Origin of the sequence: Limnobaculum allomyrinae (genome assembly GCF_016649425.1) — a bacterium.
GTDB lineage: Bacteria > Pseudomonadota > Gammaproteobacteria > Enterobacterales > Enterobacteriaceae > Limnobaculum > Limnobaculum allomyrinae.
Window position 1 is genome coordinate 1 of sequence record NZ_JADRCR010000015.1, and the last position, 16819, is coordinate 16819.

The following is a 16819-nucleotide window of genomic DNA, read 5'->3' on the forward strand; positions in this document are numbered from 1 at the left end:
TGGTACTGTTGGGATTCGCTTCGGCAGCGGCAATGGCTGCACGAAGACCGCCACCACCTGCTCCGATGATAGCAATGTCTGCGTTAAAGGTTTGCACTGCATTCCTCCAAATGTTCCAGTTTAGTGGATGGGTTAAAGTTTTCTTATTGTGTGTGTAACAACAGATTTATTATATGAACCGGCATATTATAGCCGAGCTGGCGAGCTTAATATGGCATTTGCATCACTCTTTTGTTGTATGAGTGACAAAATATTTGTGCATTTGCCATATTAAGTATGTGCTTTATTATTTTAATTGATTTAATTTCAAACGGGATATTTAGGTGGTTACCATAAACCTAATACTTTCCACCACATTGATCCTACCCCAATCCAGATAATTAAATTTACTACTGAGAACAAAAATCCTATTTTCCACCAGGTACTAAGGTCAACATATCCGGCACCATAATAGATAGGGCCCGGTGCTCCGCCATAGCGGTCAGGAACATGGCGCAAACCACGGATTCCGTCTGGTAAATAACTTGCAGGAAATAGGCACCGGCTTTACGGCTGGTTGGCCCAGGTTCGGAATCCAGCGCAGAAGCAAGGCTACGAGCGATTGGAAAGATAATTCCTCCAGCTCGTGCCGCACTGGATGGCGTTGCCGGAGCCAGAATCAGATCGCTTAATGCCAGCGCATAGCCCACTTTTAAGGTGCTGTCGCCGATGGCTTTGAGGATCATGTAGGCAATACGGCGGCCTAATCCAGTTTTGATAAATCCTCTGGCAAACAGAAATGCAGCAACAATCAGCCAGATAGCCCCGGAACTAAAACCTGATAAGGCTTCAGAGAGCTTTAGCGTATCGGTTAGTACAATTGCTGTGATACCAATAAAGGCAACTGCACCAACCGGCACGGGTTGAAGAATGAATCCAATGATGATGGCAACCATTAAGGCAAACAGATGCCACGCCTGAGGTGTTAATCCTTCTGGTACCGGAATAAACCAGATAGCTATCCCAATCAGAATTGTCACCAGCCCTTTTATTAAGTTATTGGACATATGACCTCCATGCAGGGGGTATTACTGACCATACAGATAAAATAATTGTTTGATCTCTATTGGTTTTTTTATCTGTTTTCTGGCGCAATAATAGCCACCCCGCTTATTGTTATTTTTGTTCAGGTATTGGTATGGGATACCAATGACAGAAGCCGAAGTTAGCTTTTGTTCCTATGCATTACTTCACCGCCGGGCGTTTAGCTAATACGCGGTCGACAAAGGTGGTTGCCAGTCCGATGTAGTTATGTGGATTAAGCATTTGCTTGATTTCATCGGTGGTGAAATGCTGCATGACTTCCGGATGGGCGAGCAGGGCATCCTGCATGGCAATGTCTTTTTCGAAGGCATCCATACAGATGGTGTAGACAATTTCATGGGCGGTTAAACGGCCCATTTTAGCGCCCAGATGCATCATTACTGATTCTGATAGCATCAGACCTTTCAGGCAGTTAAGGTTCTTCTCCATTTTTTCCGGATAGACCATCAGGTTCTCCAGAATATCTACGCTCTTTTCTAATGCGGCATCCAGCAGATGACAGGCTCTTTGTACGAAATCCCATTCGGCGATTTCGCAGCTCCAGTCACGCTCGTTTTCACAGTTCATGGCTTCAACCGCCAATGGTGCCAGTGCGCGTACGCTGCGGGTCAGTGCGATAACGTTTTCACAAACCTGTGGATTACGCTTATGTGGCATGGTGCTGCTGCCCACTTTTCCCATAAAGAAGGGCTCTTCCAGTTCGCCAATTTCGGTACGTTGTAAGGTAAGAACTTCACGGGTGACTTTACCGATGGTGCCGGCCACTAATGCCAGTACGTTGATAAATTCGGCAATGTTATCCCGTGCTGAGTGCCAGGCGATATCCGGTGCATTTAGCTTCAGCTCTTTCATCATTAATTCTTGTACTTTAAGCCCTTCAGTTTCTAAAGACGCCAGCGTACCCACTGCACCGGAAAACTGACCAACAAACAGGCGTGGCGTGATTTCATTCAGGCGAGTAACGTGGCGAGAGAACTCCGATGCCCAAACGGCGGCTTTAAAGCCCATGGTGATTGGGAGTGCGTGTTGCACGTGGGTGCGGCCTGCCATCACCACATGCTTATATTTTTCCGCCAGTACATAGCAGGCCGATTCACACTGTTGTACTTTTTTTAGCAGTACCGCATGGGCTTCACGAATTTGCAGAACCAGACCGGTATCCACGATATCCTGACTGGTCGCTCCCCAGTGCACGAATTCCCCGGCGTTATTATCCAGAACGTTTTTAAACGCTTTTAGCAACGGAACAATGGTGATTGAGCTTTTATAGAATTCACCAATGGAAGCAATATCCAGCAGATCAGCATTGGCTTTACTGCAAATTTCTTTCATGGCTTCTTGTGGGATAATACCCAACGTACCTTCTGCTTTAGCCAGTGCCGCTTCGGTATCCAGCCATTTCTGAACCAGATTCTTATCGCTGAAAATAGTACGCATCTCTTGAGTGCTGAAAAGAGGGCCAAAAACCTGACTATCGATAACGGTAGAGTTCATATTTTATCTCCAGTTTAACGTTAAACTAAAAAGGGAAAAATAATCAGGAAGTAGGTCATCAGCATTTTAGAACTCGGCTTATAAGGCTCAAGCCGACACTGTGATACCCATTCCTGAGTAGTTTGTTAAATTCACTTTAACGTTAAACTTGTGTGTAAATTATTTCCATACAAAAATTGTGGTTTGTGAGCTGAGTTACAAATAAAAAATTTTAATCTTATAAAACAATATGTTGTAAAATGATTAAATTATGCGTGTGACGGATGAAGCGGTTAACGTAATTCCGTATACTGTTTTCCCGGTTAAATTGTGATTTTTGTTAAAGGTTGGACATGAGCGAAAAGCGTAGCAGTCGAATTACGGTTAAAGACATAGCAAAGATTGTCGGAGTATCGGCTACCGCTGTTTCAATGGCCTTAAATAATCGGGGAGCGTTAACCGATAGCCGCAGGGAAGAGATTAAAAGAGTCGCGTCTGAATTAGGTTATGTGCCAAATGCCGGTGCGCGTTCTTTACGTGGCAGCCACACATGCTCATTCGGTGTGGTGATTAACTATTTTAATAACCCATTCTTCCATGATTTTTTTATGGGTCTGGAAGATGTGACCAATAAGATCGATTTCTCTTACTGGGTTTCTCAAACCTGGGACGATCTGGAACAAGAACAGAAGCAGGTAAGAAAGCTGGCGCAACTCGGTGTGGATGGGTTGATTGTACTTCCTTGTTCTAAAGAGATTTCTCACCTGACAGAGATGACCTCCCGTTTCAATATTCCTTTGGTGTTAATCAGTCACTCTTTGGAGCAACTTTTCCCGGCGGTAGTGGCGGATAACATTGTTGGAGCGAGAATGGCAACCGAGCATTTATTGTCGCTGAAAGGTCGACCTGTATTGCACATTGCCGGGCCAGTAGAGGCTAAGTCAGGTATTCAGGAGCGATATCAGGGCTATTGCCAGGCAATGGCAGCAGCAGATCCTGATTTTGATGCGCAGCGCAGTGTATTTTATGTTGAGCGATTACGTGCTGAAGATGGTTATGAAATAATGTCGGAAATTTTGAAATATTATTCATTACCATTGTCACTATTTGTGGTGAATGATGAAACTGCTTTAGGAGTGTTGAATTATTGCCATAATAATAATTTAAGAGTGCCTGAAGATATTTCAGTTGTTGGTTTTTCTGATATTGATTTATTGGAGAGTTTGAATATTTCTCTATCTACAGTGGCTATTCCCCGCCGCGAAATGGGGCAATATGCAGCACATAAATTATTATCAAAAATAGATTTCCCTCATCAAAATAAACCATATTTGAGGGATAATGAAATAATAACTACGCTACCTGTTTCATTGATTATCAGAGATTCTTCTCGTATCAGATAATATTATTATTTGTGGAATGATTCTTATTTGAAAATTAATTATTTTATTGATTTTAAAGTATATTTATATTTTGTTACGTATTGGTTTTTTCTATTCTGATCCCCCCTGATCAATATCAAAAATTTTGAATATCGTCCTCAGTATAATCAAATGTGGTTATATAAAATAAGTTAATGTTACCAATTATTAATTCATTGTTAATTTTATGTTCACGGCATGCATTTGCTGAATCGTTTTTAGTCACATATCAATGAAAAATTGGATCTATGTTCCACGGTGTTTGATAAAGATCAAACGAGGTTTGTTTCATAGGCCTAACATTTGTCCACTAAATTCGTATAAATGAACAATGTCGTTAGTCACCGTAAAGGAATAATTATAATGATAGAAGACAACCCTCTTCTTCCTTCCCACGGTATTAATCGCCGTGATTTTATGAAGCTGTGTACAGCTCTGGCCGCTACTATGGGCCTGAGTGCTAATGCAGCCGCTGAAATTGCGGAATCGGTTAGTAACCCTCAGCGCCCACCTGTTATCTGGATCGGGGCGCAAGAGTGTACGGGATGTACGGAATCGTTGCTGCGTGCGACTCACCCTACCGTTGAGAACCTGATACTGGAAACCATTTCACTTGAGTATCATGAAGTGCTTTCCGCGGCTTTCGGTCATCAGGTTGAAGAAAACAAGCACAATGCCATTGAGAAATATAAAGGCCAGTATGTACTGGTCGTTGATGGTTCTATTCCATTAAAAGATAATGGCATCTACTGTATGGTGGCTGGTGAACCAATTATCGACCATATTCGCAAAGCGGCTGAACATGCTGCGGCGATTATTGCGATTGGTTCATGTGCGGCATGGGGTGGTGTAGCGGCGGCTGGTGTTAACCCGACAGGCGCAGTTGGCCTGCAGGAAATTCTCCCTGGTAAAACCGTCATTAATATTCCTGGTTGTCCACCAAACCCACATAACTTCCTGGCAACTGTTGCTCATATCATTACTTTTGGTAAAGCACCAAAACTGGATGCTAAAAACCGTCCTACTTTTGCCTATGGTCGTCTGATTCACGAACATTGCGAACGCCGTCCACATTTCGATGCTGGCCGCTTTGCGAAAGAGTTTGGTGATGATGGTCACCGCGAAGGCTGGTGTCTGTATCATTTAGGTTGTAAAGGCCCTGAAACTTACGGTAACTGCTCAACGCTACAATTCTGTGATGTTGGTGGTGTATGGCCTGTTGCTATTGGTCACCCTTGTTATGGTTGTAACGAAGAAGGGGTTGGCTTCCATAAAGGAATCCATCAACTGGCCAGCGTTGAAAATCCAACGCCGCGCTATGCGAAACCAGATGTTGATAACCGTGAAGGTGGAAGCGTTTCACCAACGGCGGTTGGCCTGATTGGTGGTATAGCTGGTCTGGTTGCCGGGGTAAGCGTGATGGCGGTTCGTGAACTTGGACGTCAGCAAAAGAAAGACGATACTGACTCACGGGGAGAATAACCGTGAATAGACGCAATTTCCTTAAAATAGCTTCAGGTGGTGCGCTGCTGGCGGGTGGTACGTCTACCTGTCTTGCGGCTGCTGAGAATAAACCACCTATTCCGGGTTCTCTGGGGATGTTATATGACTCAACGCTTTGCGTGGGCTGTCAGGCCTGTGTGACAAAGTGTCAGGACATTAACCATCCACAGCGTAATCCTGTCGGCAACCAAACCTGGTCAAACAACGATAAACTGTCCCCTTATACCAATAACATCATTCAGGTGTGGAGTAGCGGTACTGGTGAACACAAAGATCAGGAAGTAGACGGTTACGCCTACATCAAAAAGCAGTGTATGCACTGTGTTGATCCAAACTGCGTTTCAGTTTGTCCGGTATCTGCGCTGAAGAAGGATCCGAAGACCGGTATCGTTCATTACGACGCTGATATTTGTACCGGCTGCCGTTACTGCATGGTGGGTTGCCCGTATAACATTCCTAAGTATGACTATAACAACCCATTTGGTGAGTTACACAAGTGTGAGCTGTGTAATCAGAAAGGTGTTGAACGTCTGGATAAAGGCGGTTTACCGGGTTGTGTGGAAGTTTGCCCTGCTGGTGCCGTGATTTTTGGTACGCGCGAAGAGCTGATGGCGGAAGCCAAGAAGCGCCTGGCGCTGAAAGCGGGTGATGAATATCACTATCCTCGCCAGACATTAACCAGTAACGACCCGTATATCCATACGGTTCCGAATTACTATCCTCATCTGTATGGTGAAAAAGAGGGGGGTGGTACTCAGGTGTTAGTGCTGACGGGTGTTCCTTTTAAAAACCTTGATTTACCAGAAGTTGCAGAGCTCTCTACCGGTGCACGTTCTGAAAATATTCAGCATACGGTTTATAAAGGCATGATGTTGCCGCTGGCCGTTTTAGCGGGCTTAACCGTGTTGGTTCGTCGTAATACTAAAAACGACCATCACGAAGAAGGAGATGATAATGAGCACACATCATAAGCCAACGCCGCTGGGCGGCAAACTCGTCAGCTGGCCGATTATCGTATTCGGGCCGTTGGTTGTGCTGTGCTTAATTTTTGTGGTTAAGCGTTTAGTCTTTGGACTGGGCTCGGTATCCGATCTGAACGGCGGTTATCCGTGGGGTATTTGGATCGCCTTTGACCTGTTAATCGGCACCGGTTTTGCCTGTGGTGGCTGGGCGTTAGCCTGGGCGGTATATGTCTTTAATAAAGGCGAATACCATCCTCTGGTTCGTCCTGCACTGTTAGCCAGTCTGTTTGGTTACTCTCTGGGTGGTCTGTCGATTACCATCGACGTAGGCCGTTACTGGAACTTACCGTACTTCTACATTCCGGGTTATTTCAACGTAAACTCGGTATTGTTTGAAACGGCGGTATGTATGACCATCTATATTGGCGTCATGGCGTTAGAGTTTGCACCGGCACTGTTTGAGCGCATGGGGTGGAAAGTCTCCCTGAAGCGCCTGAATAAAGCGATGTTCTTTATTATCGCGCTGGGTGCATTACTGCCAACCATGCACCAATCATCAATGGGTTCTCTGATGATTGCTGCAGGTCATAAAGTCCACCCAATTTGGCAAAGCTATGAAATGCTACCGCTTTACTCATTGCTGACCGCATTCATTATGGGATTCTCGATAGTGATATTCGAAGGATCGCTGGTGCAGGCAGGGCTGAGAGGTAAAGGGCAGGATGAGAAAGATATGTTCAGGAAGCTGATGGGTATCATTAGCGTATTCCTGCTGCTCTTCCTGGTATTGCGTTTCGGTGAGCTGGTTTACAGAGATAAGCTGTCTTATATCTTTGCCGGTGACTTCTATGCACTGATGTTCTGGATTGAAATCGCATTGCTGCTATTCCCACTGGTGGTCTTCCGTTTCCGTAAATGGGCTAACGATTCTCGTATGCTGTTTATCGGTGCCGTCAGTATGCTGTTGGGTTGTGCTATGTGGCGTATGTCTTACTCCCTGGTAGCGTTTAATCCAGGTGGTGGTTACCACTATTTCCCAACCTGGGAAGAACTGTTAATTTCAATTGGCTTTGTGAGTATCGAGATATGTGCCTATATCTTGCTGATTCGTCTACTGCCGATTATTCCTTCTTTAAAAAATCTTCATAAGAATCAAGAGGCTAGTAAAGCATGAGCCAACGTATCACTATTGACCCGGTAACTCGTATCGAAGGTCACTTGCGCATTGATTGCGAAATTGAAAATGGAAAGGTCTCCAAAGCGTGGGCGTCAGGTACTATGTGGCGTGGCATGGAGGAGATCGTAAAGGGTAACGATCCGCGTGATGCATGGATGATTGTTCAACGTATCTGTGGCGTGTGTACCACTACTCATGCTATTGCATCAGTTCGTTCTGTTGAGAGCGCATTGAATCTGGATATCCCGGTAAACGCACAATACATTCGTAACCTGATACTGGCTGCGCATATGACGCACGACCATATCGTGCACTTCTATCAGCTTTCAGCGTTAGACTGGGTAGATATCACCTCTGCACTACAAGCCGATCCAGCTAAAGCAGCGGCCTTATTGAAAGGTGTTTCCAGCTGGCATCTGAATAGTGAAGAAGAGTTCACTAAAGTTCAGAACAAAATTAAAGATCTGGTAGCCAGTGGTCAGTTGGGCATTTTTGCCAACGGTTACTGGGGTCACCCGGCGATGAAATTACCGCCAGAGGTGAACCTGATTGCTGTTGCTCACTATTTGCAGGCCCTTGAATGTCAGCGTGATGCTAACCGTGTGGTGGCGTTACTGGGTGGTAAAACTCCCCACATTCAAAACCTGGCAGTTGGTGGGGTAGCTAACCCAATCAATCTGGATGGTTTAGGTGTACTGAACCTTGAGCGTCTGATGTACATTAAATCTTTCATTGACCGTTTAAATGACTTCGTACAACAAGTGTACAAAGTCGATACGGCCGTGATTGCAGCGTTCTATCCTGAGTGGCTGGAATTGGGCAAAGGGGCGGTTAACTACCTGAGTACCCCTGAATTCCCGACCGATAGCAAGAATGGTAGCTTCGTATTCCCGGGTGGTTATATCACTAACAGTGATTTATCGACTTATCGTCCGATTACCTCTCAATCAGATGAGTTCCTGATTAAAGGTATTCAGGAAAGCGCTAAACACGCCTGGTATAAAGATGAAGAACCACAGGCACCGTGGGAAGGAACAACGATTCCTAACTACAGCACTTGGGATGAGAACGGCAAATATTCATGGGTTAAGTCACCAACCTTCTACGGTAAAACGACTGAAGTGGGCCCATTAGCCAACATGCTGTGTAAACTGGCTGCTAACCATGAACCAACCAAGAAGCATCTGAATGATATCGTGGGTATTTATACCGCATTAACCGGTAAAACCATTGAAGTTGCTCAGCTGCATTCAACACTGGGACGTATTGTTGGCCGTACTGTACACGCTTGTACTCTGCAAGATTTGTTACAAAATCAGTATAAATCACTGATTGAAAACATCGGCAAAGGGGATCATGTTGCCTATGTGAAACCAAATATTCCGGCAACCGGCACCTTCAAGGGCGTAGGTTTTGCGGAAGTTTCACGCGGAATGTTATCCCACTGGATCGTCATCAAAGATGGTAAAATCGAAAACTATCAGGCAGTCGTTCCATCCACCTGGAACTCTGGCCCACGTAACTTCAATGATGAAGTTGGGCCATACGAGCAGTCTCTGGTAGGTACTCCGATTGCCGATCCGGCGAAACCGTTAGAAGTTGTACGTACCATTCACTCCTTCGACCCATGTATGGCTTGTGCGGTACACGTGGTTGACGCAGATGGTAATGAAGTCACAAAAGTTAAGGTTCTTTAATGCGGATATTAGTTTTAGGCGTTGGTAATGTTCTTTTAACCGACGAAGCGATAGGCGTACGTGTTGTTGAAGCACTGGAGCAAAACTACGTCCTGCCCGACTACGTAGAAGTTCTGGACGGCGGAACCGCCGGAATGGAACTGCTGGAAGCGATGGCAAACCGCGATCATCTGATCATTGCCGATGCTATCGTTTCTAAAAAGCGCACGCCGGGCACCATTATGATTTTGCGTGATGAAGAAGTGCCAACGCTGTTTACTAATAAGATTTCTCCGCATCAGTTAGGTTTGGCCGACGTTCTGTCGGCCCTCCGCTTTACCGGGGAGTTCCCCGGTAAACTGACTCTGGTTGGTGTTATTCCTGAATCACTGGAGCCGCACATTGGCATGACCGCAACGGTTGAAGCCATGGTTGAACCAGCGTTACAAGAAGTGATAGCGGCCTTGCGCTCATCTGGTGTAGACGTTCTACCCAAGGAGAAATAAGCATGTCCGATGAGATTTGTGGCTACGCTGAGGAGCCAACGGCTCTGGTTCAGCGCGCTTTTCAGGATGTTGCTGATAAAGCGATGCATGACCTCTCTTTCCTTCATCCTAATATGCCAGTATATGTGTCCGGCTTTAAGCTGTTTGAAGGGCAGTGGGTTGGCTGTGTTATTACCCCATGGATGCTGAGTGCATTGATATTGCCTGGGCCGAATCAGGTTTGGCCGTTGCGTACTATCAGTGACAAACTGGGGTTAGCGATGCCTTATGACAATATGACCTTTACCGTTGGTGAGCTGGAAGGTATTTCCCAATATCTGACGTGTTCACTGATGTCCCCGCTGGATCATTCTTTAACGCCTGAACAGGGTGTACAATTGGCCAACGATTGTACGCGCATGCTGTTGTCGATTCCGGTTAGCGATCCGGATGCCCCGGCCCAATTAGGGCGGCGTGCACTGTTATTAGGCCGCAGGAATTGTAGTAATGCATGAAGTATCATTGTGTGAAAGCACAATAGAAATTATTCAGAAACAAGCTCAACAACATGGTGTGAAGCGGGTTACCGGCGTATGGTTAGAAGTCGGAGCCCTCTCCTGTGTGGAAGAGAGTTCTCTGCGATTTTGTTTTGATGTTGTCTGTCGTGGTACTGTAGCCGAAGGCAGTCAGCTTCATATTATTCATAAACCTGCTCAGGCCTGGTGTTGGGACTGTAGCAGTGAAGTAGAAATTACTCAGCATGAGGCTCAATGCCCTAAATGTCAGGGTTTTAGTTTGCGTGTCGACAGCGGTGATACGTTGCAAATTAAAGAGTTGGAAGTTGAGTAACACCTTGAATAACTAATTCGAATATTTATCTCATATTGCCGAGGCAAATGAGCTGGCCGAATTTACCGATTGAACTGTGACAAGATAATGTCTTGAGGGGGAGTTATATGTGTACTACTTGCGGATGTGCTGCGGGCGAGCGGCGAATTGAAGGAGAGGAACACGCGCATTCTCACCATCACGGACACGATCACCATCACAGCCATGAGCATAATCATGCTCACGATCATGACCACCATCACCACGACCATGACCACCATCACCACGACCATGAACATCACCACCACGATCATGGGCATAGTCATCATGGGCACGATCATGACCATGCTCATCACGATCATGGTCACCATCACCATGATGAGCATCATCATGGACATCATGAAACTCCGCGCACCATTATTATCCATCATCATTACCACCATCAGGGGGATGTACATCACCACGTACATACCGCCATCGCTCAAAAGATGGGCGATGTAGAGTTTGAACTGGAGATGGAACAAAAAGAGAGCGCAGAGAAGAGTGAAGAGAAATTTCAGCCGCGTGAAGTCGAACAAGATTTAGATTACGGTCATGGTGAAGCGGGTACTCACGCACCGGGTATGAGCCAGAAAAGAATGCTGCAAATTGAGATGGATGTGCTGAGTAAGAACAACCATCTGGCAGAGCATAACCGAGAGTACTTTGCTGAAAAACATATTCTGGCGCTGAATCTGGTATCAAGCCCGGGTTCTGGCAAGACCACATTATTAACTGAAACCCTGATGCGTTTACGGGAGCGTTTATCCTGTGCGGTGATTGAAGGGGATCAGCAAACCACCAATGATGCCGAGCGTATTCGTGCCACTGGCGTACCGGCAATTCAGGTAAATACCGGCAAAGGCTGCCATCTGGATGCACAAATGGTGCACGATGCGGCTACTCGCCTTGAGTTAAAAGAGAAGAGTCTGCTGTTTATTGAAAACGTAGGCAATCTGGTTTGTCCTGCCAGTTTCGACCTGGGTGAACGGGCGAAGGTTGCCGTTTTGTCAGTGACGGAAGGGGAAGATAAACCCTTAAAATATCCACATATGTTTGCCGCATCAGAATTGATGATTTTGAATAAAATCGATTTACTGCCGTATCTGCATTTTGATGTTGCGGCCTGTATTGCCAATGCTCGTCGGATTAACCCGAATATTCAGGTTATCCAACTGTCGGCAACCAGCGGTGAAGGTATGGAAGCCTGGGTTTCATGGCTGGAGACGCAGTTATGTGCTTAGGGGTTCCGGGGCAAATTGTTGCCGTAGGTGAAGATATTCATCAGTTAGCTCAGGTTGACGTTTGTGGCGTAAAACGCGATGTGAATATAGCCCTCATTTGTGAAGGCGAACCGGCTGAATTAATCGGGCAATGGGTTCTGGTTCACGTTGGTTTTGCGATGAGCATCATTAATGAAGAAGAGGCGCAGGCCACGCTCGAAGCTCTGATGGCAATGAGCGTGCTTGAACATGAAGTGGGCGATTTCCTCGGGATCAATGCCGGAGCGGATGATGCAGTACGTTGATGAATTCCGCGATCCTGAACTGGCAAAAACGCTGCTGTCCCATATTCGCCATAAAGTTTCAGCTATTGCTAAGGCCGGTGAACATCCACTGCAACTGATGGAAGTGTGCGGTGGGCATACTCATGCTATCTATAAGTTTGGTATTGACCAACTGCTACCACCAGAAATTGAATTTGTGCATGGGCCGGGCTGTCCGGTCTGTGTATTGCCGATGGGGCGTATTGACGGCTGTATTGAAATTGCTGAACGCCCTGAGGTGATTTTTTGTACCTACGGCGATGCGATGCGGGTGCCTGGGCGTAATGGATCTCTGTTAGATGCCAAACGTCGCGGTGCTGATGTGCGTATTGTCTACTCTCCATTGGATACCCTGACTTTTGCCGAGCAAAATCCGGACAAGCAGGTGGTGTTCTTTGGTCTTGGCTTTGAAACGACGATGCCAAGTACCGCGCTGACGCTACAACAGGCCAAACGCCGTGGTTTAACGAATTTCAGCATTTTCTGTCAGCACATTACTATTATTCCAACCTTGCGTAGCCTGCTGGAGCAGCCTGATGTCAGAATTGACGGCTTTCTTGCTCCCGGCCATGTAAGTATGGTGATTGGTACTACACCTTATGGCTTTATTGCGGAAGATTTCCATAAACCACTAGTGGTTACCGGATTTGAACCATTGGATATCCTGCAAGCGCTGGCAATGCTGGTAGACCAGATACATGATGGTCGTTGTGAAGTGGAAAACCAATATAAACGTATCGTCTCCCGGCAGGGAAATGCGCTGGCACGCAAAGCTCTGGATGAAGTTTTTGAACTGAAAGAGAGCAGCGAATGGCGTGGTTTGGGTTCGATAGCCGGATCTGGCGTGCAGCTGACTCCTGCCTATCGTGAATTTGATGCAGAATTGCGTTTCAATACTCAAGAGCATCAGGTAGCTGACGATCCTCTGGCTCGTTGTGGTGATGTTCTGACCGGACGCTGTAAGCCAAATGATTGCCCGCTGTTTGGTTCTCGCTGTACGCCACAAAACGCATTTGGGGCACTGATGGTTTCCTCAGAGGGCGCGTGTGCCGCCTATTATCAATATCGTCGGGGGCTCGCTTAATTTATGGCTTTTACTGAAAAAGATGTCGTTACCATGGCCCATGGTAGCGGCGGTCAGGCTATGCAGCAGCTGATTGAACAGCTGTTTTTACAGGCTTTTGCTAATCCGGCGTTGAATGAGCGGGAAGATCAGGCTCGTATCCCGTTGTCATTACTTACCTCAGTGGGCGATCGTTTAGCATTTAGTACTGACAGCTATGTTATTGATCCTATTTTCTTTCCCGGCGGTAATATTGGTAAGCTGGCGGTTTGTGGAACGGTCAATGATGTGGCGGTAAGCGGTGCGGTTCCACAATATCTCTCCTGTGGATTTATCCTTGAAGAAGGACTTCCGTTGCAACAGCTGGAGCAAATTGTTAAATCCATGGCTGATACCGCTGCAGCAGCAGGCGTAGAGATTGTTACTGGTGACACCAAAGTGGTACAGCGTGGAGCGGCAGACAAAGTATTTATTAATACAGCGGGCATTGGCGCTATTCCCGGGACGATTAACTGGGGCGCACAGCATATTCGCCCCGGCGATCGCATTTTAGTGAGTGGAACGTTGGGGGATCATGGCGCAACCATTCTGAATTTGCGTGAGAATCTGGGTCTTGAAGCTGAGTTAACCAGTGATTGCGCGGTATTAACGCCACTGATTGCACCATTACGCGAGATTGATGGTGTCCGAGCGTTACGTGATGCAACCCGGGGCGGAGTAACTGCTATTCTGCATGAATTTGCTGCTGCCAGCGGTTGCGGTATGTCGATTAATGAAGGGGATCTGCCGGTCAATTCTGCGGTTCGTGGTGTATGTGAGCTATTGGGGCTGGAACCGCTGAACTTTGCCAATGAAGGCAAGCTGGTGATTGTCATCGCGCCAGAAGCGGAGCAGGCAACCTTAGCTGCATTACGTGCTCATCCTTTGGGTAAAGATGCCGCGGTGATTGGTACTGTAACCGATACGGCCCGAGTTCAACTAAAAGGAATCTTTGGCGCTTCTCGCCTGCTGGATTTACCGCATAGCGAACCATTGCCAAGAATTTGCTAACAGTAGTATTGATGAAAATAGCCCCGACCGGTGAGAACCGTCGGGGCTATTTTTATGGCAGGAAACAAATATTGGGTAATAGATTCCAGATAACCAAAGTTGAGCGAGGGGGACGGTAACAAACATTTTATGATTTGCTCTGGCTTGTATCAGAAGAATCAAAAAATGACCTCAGAATTAATACCCTCAGATTACAGTGAATGGCTGGCGGCTCTAAAAACTCAAATTCAGACAGCACGGCAAAAAGCTATCTTAGCGGTCAATCAGGAGTTGATTGCACTTTATTGGCATATTGGGAGAGACATTTTAACCCGACAGGCTGAACAGGGTTGGGGAACCAAAGTTATTGAACAGTTAGCCAAAGATTTAAGAACAGCATTTCCGGAACTTAAAGGTTTTTCCCGCGCTAACCTTATGTCAATGCGCGCTTTTGCTGAGGCCTGGCCTGATATGGCAATTGTCCAACAGCTTGTTGGACAATTGCCATGGGGGCATAACATTGTGTTATTAACGCGTTTGAAAGATACCGGGTTACGTATGGCCTATGCCCGACAGGCACTTGAGTATGGCTGGTCTCGCAATACATTGAATATTCATATTGAGACTCAACGTATAGAACGTGAAGGGTTAGCTGTGACCAACTTTGAATCCCGCCTTCCTGCATATCAATCTGAGCTGGCCAGAGATTCATTGAAAGATCCTTATCGTCTGGATTTTCTTGGTCTGGGAAAGGATGCGGAGGAGCGGGCGATAGAGTCGGCGTTAGTATAACATATTACCCGCTTCTTGATTGAACTGGGGAGTGGATTTGCTTTTGTCGGGCGGCAGGTTCATTTAGAGGTTGGCGGTGATGACTTTTTTATTGATCTCTTGTTTTATCACTTAAAACTGCGTTGTTATGTGGTCGTTGAACTTAAAGCAGGTGCTTTTAAGCCGGATCATACGGGAAAACTGAGTTTTTATCTAAGTGCTGTTGATGCTCAGATAAAGCGTTCAGAAGATTCTCCTACGATAGGGTTGCTGCTGTGCAAAAGCCAAAATCGAGTTGTTGCTGAATACGCTCTGCGTGACTCTAATCATCCGATAGGTGTTGCGGAGTACCAACTGATTAATTCGTTACCAGATAAATTATTGACGGACTTACCCAGTATTGAAGAGATTGAAGCGGAGCTTATTGGCCAACATATTGATTTGGATGAACAGGCGAAGTTTGAGTAAGAGGAGGGGCGTTGACGCGGATGAACGAAGGATTTGGATATAAATGCCGGTACCAAATGATACCGGCATTTGAGGTAGAAGCGACTGATTAACTCATGCGTTCAACAATCATTGCAGTACCCTGACCACCACCAATACACAGCGTTGCCAGGCCCAGAGTTTTATCTCTGGCTTGTAACGAGTGCAGCAGGGTGACCAGAATACGTGCGCCGGATGCACCGATTGGGTGACCCAGAGCAATAGCACCGCCGTTAACGTTAACTTTGGCTGCGTCAAATCCCAGCGTTTTGCCTACGGCCAGGAACTGAGCGGCGAAAGCTTCGTTAGCTTCAATCAGGTCAATATCAGACAGTGACAGGCCGGTTTTCTTTAACGCATTCAGCGTTGCAGGAACAGGGCCCATACCCATCAGTGATGGGGCAACACCGCCGTTAGCATAGCCTCTGATACGGGCCAGAGGCGTTAATCCCAGCGCTTTGGCACGGCTTTCAGACATCACTACCAGAGCAGCAGCACCATCGTTAATACCGGAAGCATTACCTGCGGTTACTGTACCCTCTTTAGTGAAGGCCGGGCGCAGTTTCGCCAGACCTTCTGCCGTGGTGTCAGCTTTCGGGAATTCGTCGGTATCAACAATGATTTCGCCCTTGCGGGTTTTTACCGTTACCGGAACGATTTCTTTGGCAAAAGCACCGCTGTTAATAGCAGCTACGGCTTTTTGTTGTGATGCCAGCGCCAGTGCATCCTGTGCTTCACGGCTGATATCGTACTCTTTAGCAACGTTCTCTGCGGTGATCCCCATGTGGTAACCGTGAGTGGCGCACATTAAGCCATCCTGCAGGATAACATCCATCAGTTTGCCATCACCTAAACGGTAACCCCAGCGCGCTTTGCTATCCAGCAAGTAAGGCGCCTGACTCATGTTTTCCATACCACCGGCAATAATTGCCTGAGCATCACCAGCAAGAATGGCTTGAGCTGCCAGAGCGACACTTTTCAGGCCAGAACCACAGACTTTGTTTACGGTATAAGCACAAACCGTTTCAGGAATACCGCTTTTCAGCAGAGCCTGACGAGCCGGGTTTTGACCTAAACCCGCTTGTAGTACGTTACCAAAAATAACTTCATCAACTGCTTCACCGCTGATACCAGCACGGGCCATTGCTTCACGAATAACTACTGAACCTAAATCAACGGCGGAAACCGAAGCCAGTGAGCCATTAAAGCTGCCGATGGCGGTGCGCGCTGCGCTGACGATAACAATGTTGTTCATAACTCAATTCCTTAATTTTTAT

Annotated in this window: 18 protein-coding genes; 14 read left to right on the forward strand and 4 right to left on the reverse strand. The window is 46.6% G+C overall.

Annotated features, from left to right (window positions below; all coding sequences use genetic code 11):
* Positions 1 to 327: 327 nt before the first annotated feature.
* The 3 genes from I2494_RS20740 to purB form a co-directional block, all read right to left on the reverse strand.
* Positions 328 to 402: a hypothetical protein gene (locus I2494_RS20740; protein WP_407657931.1), complete on the reverse strand. Its 75-nt coding sequence runs from the start codon at positions 400 to 402 to the stop codon at positions 328 to 330.
* A gap of 5 nt (positions 403 to 407) precedes the next feature.
* The gene (locus tag I2494_RS18930) at positions 408 to 1046 is read right to left on the reverse strand and encodes an SLC13 family permease (protein WP_218468547.1); all 639 of its coding nucleotides are present in this window, start codon (positions 1044 to 1046) and stop codon (positions 408 to 410) included.
* Between the two features lie 178 nt (positions 1047 to 1224).
* Positions 1225 to 2577, reverse strand: coding sequence for an adenylosuccinate lyase (gene purB / locus I2494_RS18935; RefSeq protein ID WP_218468548.1), 1353 nt, complete (start codon positions 2575 to 2577; stop codon positions 1225 to 1227).
* 332 nt (positions 2578 to 2909) lie between these two features.
* Here purB and I2494_RS18940 point away from each other — a divergent pair, with 332 nt between their 5' ends.
* The 14 genes from I2494_RS18940 to I2494_RS19005 all read left to right on the forward strand — a co-directional run bounded on the left by I2494_RS18940 (position 2910) and on the right by I2494_RS19005 (position 15524).
* Positions 2910 to 3959 carry a LacI family DNA-binding transcriptional regulator gene (locus I2494_RS18940; protein WP_218468549.1) on the forward strand — a complete coding sequence of 350 codons (1050 nt, stop codon included), beginning with the start codon at positions 2910 to 2912 and terminating at the stop codon, positions 3957 to 3959.
* 381 nt (positions 3960 to 4340) lie between these two features.
* The gene (gene hybO / locus I2494_RS18945) at positions 4341 to 5459 is read left to right on the forward strand and encodes a hydrogenase 2 small subunit (RefSeq protein WP_218468550.1); all 1119 of its coding nucleotides are present in this window, start codon (positions 4341 to 4343) and stop codon (positions 5457 to 5459) included.
* Positions 5460 to 5461: 2 nt separating this feature from the next.
* Positions 5462 to 6451, forward strand: coding sequence for a hydrogenase 2 operon protein HybA (gene hybA / locus I2494_RS18950; protein ID WP_130593081.1), 990 nt, complete (start codon positions 5462 to 5464; stop codon positions 6449 to 6451).
* On the forward strand, positions 6435 to 7616 hold the full coding sequence (gene hybB, locus I2494_RS18955) for a Ni/Fe-hydrogenase cytochrome b subunit (protein WP_130593080.1): 1182 nt from the start codon (positions 6435 to 6437) through the stop codon (positions 7614 to 7616). The genes hybA and hybB overlap by 17 nt, the downstream gene beginning before the upstream one ends.
* Positions 7613 to 9316, forward strand: coding sequence for a hydrogenase 2 large subunit (hybC, locus tag I2494_RS18960; protein WP_218468551.1), 1704 nt, complete (start codon positions 7613 to 7615; stop codon positions 9314 to 9316). The genes hybB and hybC overlap by 4 nt, the downstream gene beginning before the upstream one ends.
* A complete protein-coding gene (locus I2494_RS18965) occupies positions 9316 to 9801 on the forward strand; it encodes a HyaD/HybD family hydrogenase maturation endopeptidase (RefSeq protein ID WP_218468552.1) in 486 nt (161 codons plus the stop codon). The genes hybC and I2494_RS18965 overlap by 1 nt, the downstream gene beginning before the upstream one ends.
* A 2-nt stretch (positions 9802 to 9803) precedes the next feature.
* Positions 9804 to 10295: a hydrogenase-2 assembly chaperone gene (hybE, locus tag I2494_RS18970; protein ID WP_218468553.1), complete on the forward strand. Its 492-nt coding sequence runs from the start codon at positions 9804 to 9806 to the stop codon at positions 10293 to 10295.
* Positions 10288 to 10629, forward strand: a complete 342-nt coding sequence (gene hypA / locus I2494_RS18975) for a hydrogenase maturation nickel metallochaperone HypA (protein ID WP_130593076.1) — start codon at positions 10288 to 10290, stop codon at positions 10627 to 10629. The genes hybE and hypA overlap by 8 nt, the downstream gene beginning before the upstream one ends.
* 107 nt (positions 10630 to 10736) lie before the next feature.
* Positions 10737 to 11891 (forward strand): hydrogenase nickel incorporation protein HypB, encoded by a 1155-nt coding sequence (hypB, locus tag I2494_RS18980; protein WP_218468554.1) that lies wholly within the window; start codon positions 10737 to 10739, stop codon positions 11889 to 11891.
* Positions 11882 to 12175, forward strand: coding sequence for a hydrogenase maturation factor HybG (gene hybG / locus I2494_RS18985; protein WP_130593774.1), 294 nt, complete (start codon positions 11882 to 11884; stop codon positions 12173 to 12175). The genes hypB and hybG overlap by 10 nt, the downstream gene beginning before the upstream one ends.
* Complete coding sequence (gene hypD / locus I2494_RS18990) at positions 12162 to 13277, forward strand: hydrogenase formation protein HypD (RefSeq protein WP_218468588.1); 1116 nt, start codon at positions 12162 to 12164, stop codon at positions 13275 to 13277. Before hybG ends, hypD begins: the two co-directional genes overlap by 14 nt.
* 3 nt (positions 13278 to 13280) lie before the next feature.
* On the forward strand, positions 13281 to 14306 hold the full coding sequence (hypE, locus tag I2494_RS18995) for a hydrogenase expression/formation protein HypE (RefSeq protein WP_218468555.1): 1026 nt from the start codon (positions 13281 to 13283) through the stop codon (positions 14304 to 14306).
* Between the two features lie 165 nt (positions 14307 to 14471).
* Positions 14472 to 15077 (forward strand): DUF1016 N-terminal domain-containing protein, encoded by a 606-nt coding sequence (locus I2494_RS19000; RefSeq protein ID WP_228351026.1) that lies wholly within the window; start codon positions 14472 to 14474, stop codon positions 15075 to 15077.
* A gap of 3 nt (positions 15078 to 15080) precedes the next feature.
* Positions 15081 to 15524 carry a PDDEXK nuclease domain-containing protein gene (locus I2494_RS19005; protein ID WP_321206126.1) on the forward strand — a complete coding sequence of 148 codons (444 nt, stop codon included), beginning with the start codon at positions 15081 to 15083 and terminating at the stop codon, positions 15522 to 15524.
* An 88-nt stretch (positions 15525 to 15612) separates the two neighbouring features.
* Here the strand turns inward: I2494_RS19005 and I2494_RS19010 are convergent, their stop codons facing one another.
* The gene (locus I2494_RS19010; protein WP_218468556.1) at positions 15613 to 16797 is read right to left on the reverse strand and encodes an acetyl-CoA C-acetyltransferase; all 1185 of its coding nucleotides are present in this window, start codon (positions 16795 to 16797) and stop codon (positions 15613 to 15615) included.
* Positions 16798 to 16819: the final 22 nt, after the last annotated feature.

Bases quoted from the DNA above. Each gene is read 5' to 3' on its own strand.
- hybG (WP_130593774.1), top strand. From the start codon at position 11,882: ATGTGCTTAGGGGTTCCGGGGCAAATTGTTGCCGTAGGTGAAGATATT.
- I2494_RS19000 (WP_228351026.1), top strand. From the start codon at position 14,472: ATGACCTCAGAATTAATACCCTCAGATTACAGTGAATGGCTGGCGGCT.
- I2494_RS18940 (WP_218468549.1), top strand. From the start codon at position 2,910: ATGAGCGAAAAGCGTAGCAGTCGAATTACGGTTAAAGACATAGCAAAG.
- hypE (WP_218468555.1), top strand. From the start codon at position 13,281: ATGGCTTTTACTGAAAAAGATGTCGTTACCATGGCCCATGGTAGCGGC.
- hypB (WP_218468554.1), top strand. From the start codon at position 10,737: ATGTGTACTACTTGCGGATGTGCTGCGGGCGAGCGGCGAATTGAAGGA.
- hybO (WP_218468550.1), top strand. From the start codon at position 4,341: ATGATAGAAGACAACCCTCTTCTTCCTTCCCACGGTATTAATCGCCGT.
- hypD (WP_218468588.1), top strand. From the start codon at position 12,162: ATGCAGTACGTTGATGAATTCCGCGATCCTGAACTGGCAAAAACGCTG.
- hybC (WP_218468551.1), top strand. From the start codon at position 7,613: ATGAGCCAACGTATCACTATTGACCCGGTAACTCGTATCGAAGGTCAC.
- I2494_RS18965 (WP_218468552.1), top strand. From the start codon at position 9,316: ATGCGGATATTAGTTTTAGGCGTTGGTAATGTTCTTTTAACCGACGAA.
- hypA (WP_130593076.1), top strand. From the start codon at position 10,288: ATGCATGAAGTATCATTGTGTGAAAGCACAATAGAAATTATTCAGAAA.
- hybB (WP_130593080.1), top strand. From the start codon at position 6,435: ATGAGCACACATCATAAGCCAACGCCGCTGGGCGGCAAACTCGTCAGC.
- purB (WP_218468548.1), bottom strand. From the start codon at position 2,577: ATGAACTCTACCGTTATCGATAGTCAGGTTTTTGGCCCTCTTTTCAGC.
- I2494_RS18930 (WP_218468547.1), bottom strand. From the start codon at position 1,046: ATGTCCAATAACTTAATAAAAGGGCTGGTGACAATTCTGATTGGGATA.
- I2494_RS19010 (WP_218468556.1), bottom strand. From the start codon at position 16,797: ATGAACAACATTGTTATCGTCAGCGCAGCGCGCACCGCCATCGGCAGC.
- hybE (WP_218468553.1), top strand. From the start codon at position 9,804: ATGTCCGATGAGATTTGTGGCTACGCTGAGGAGCCAACGGCTCTGGTT.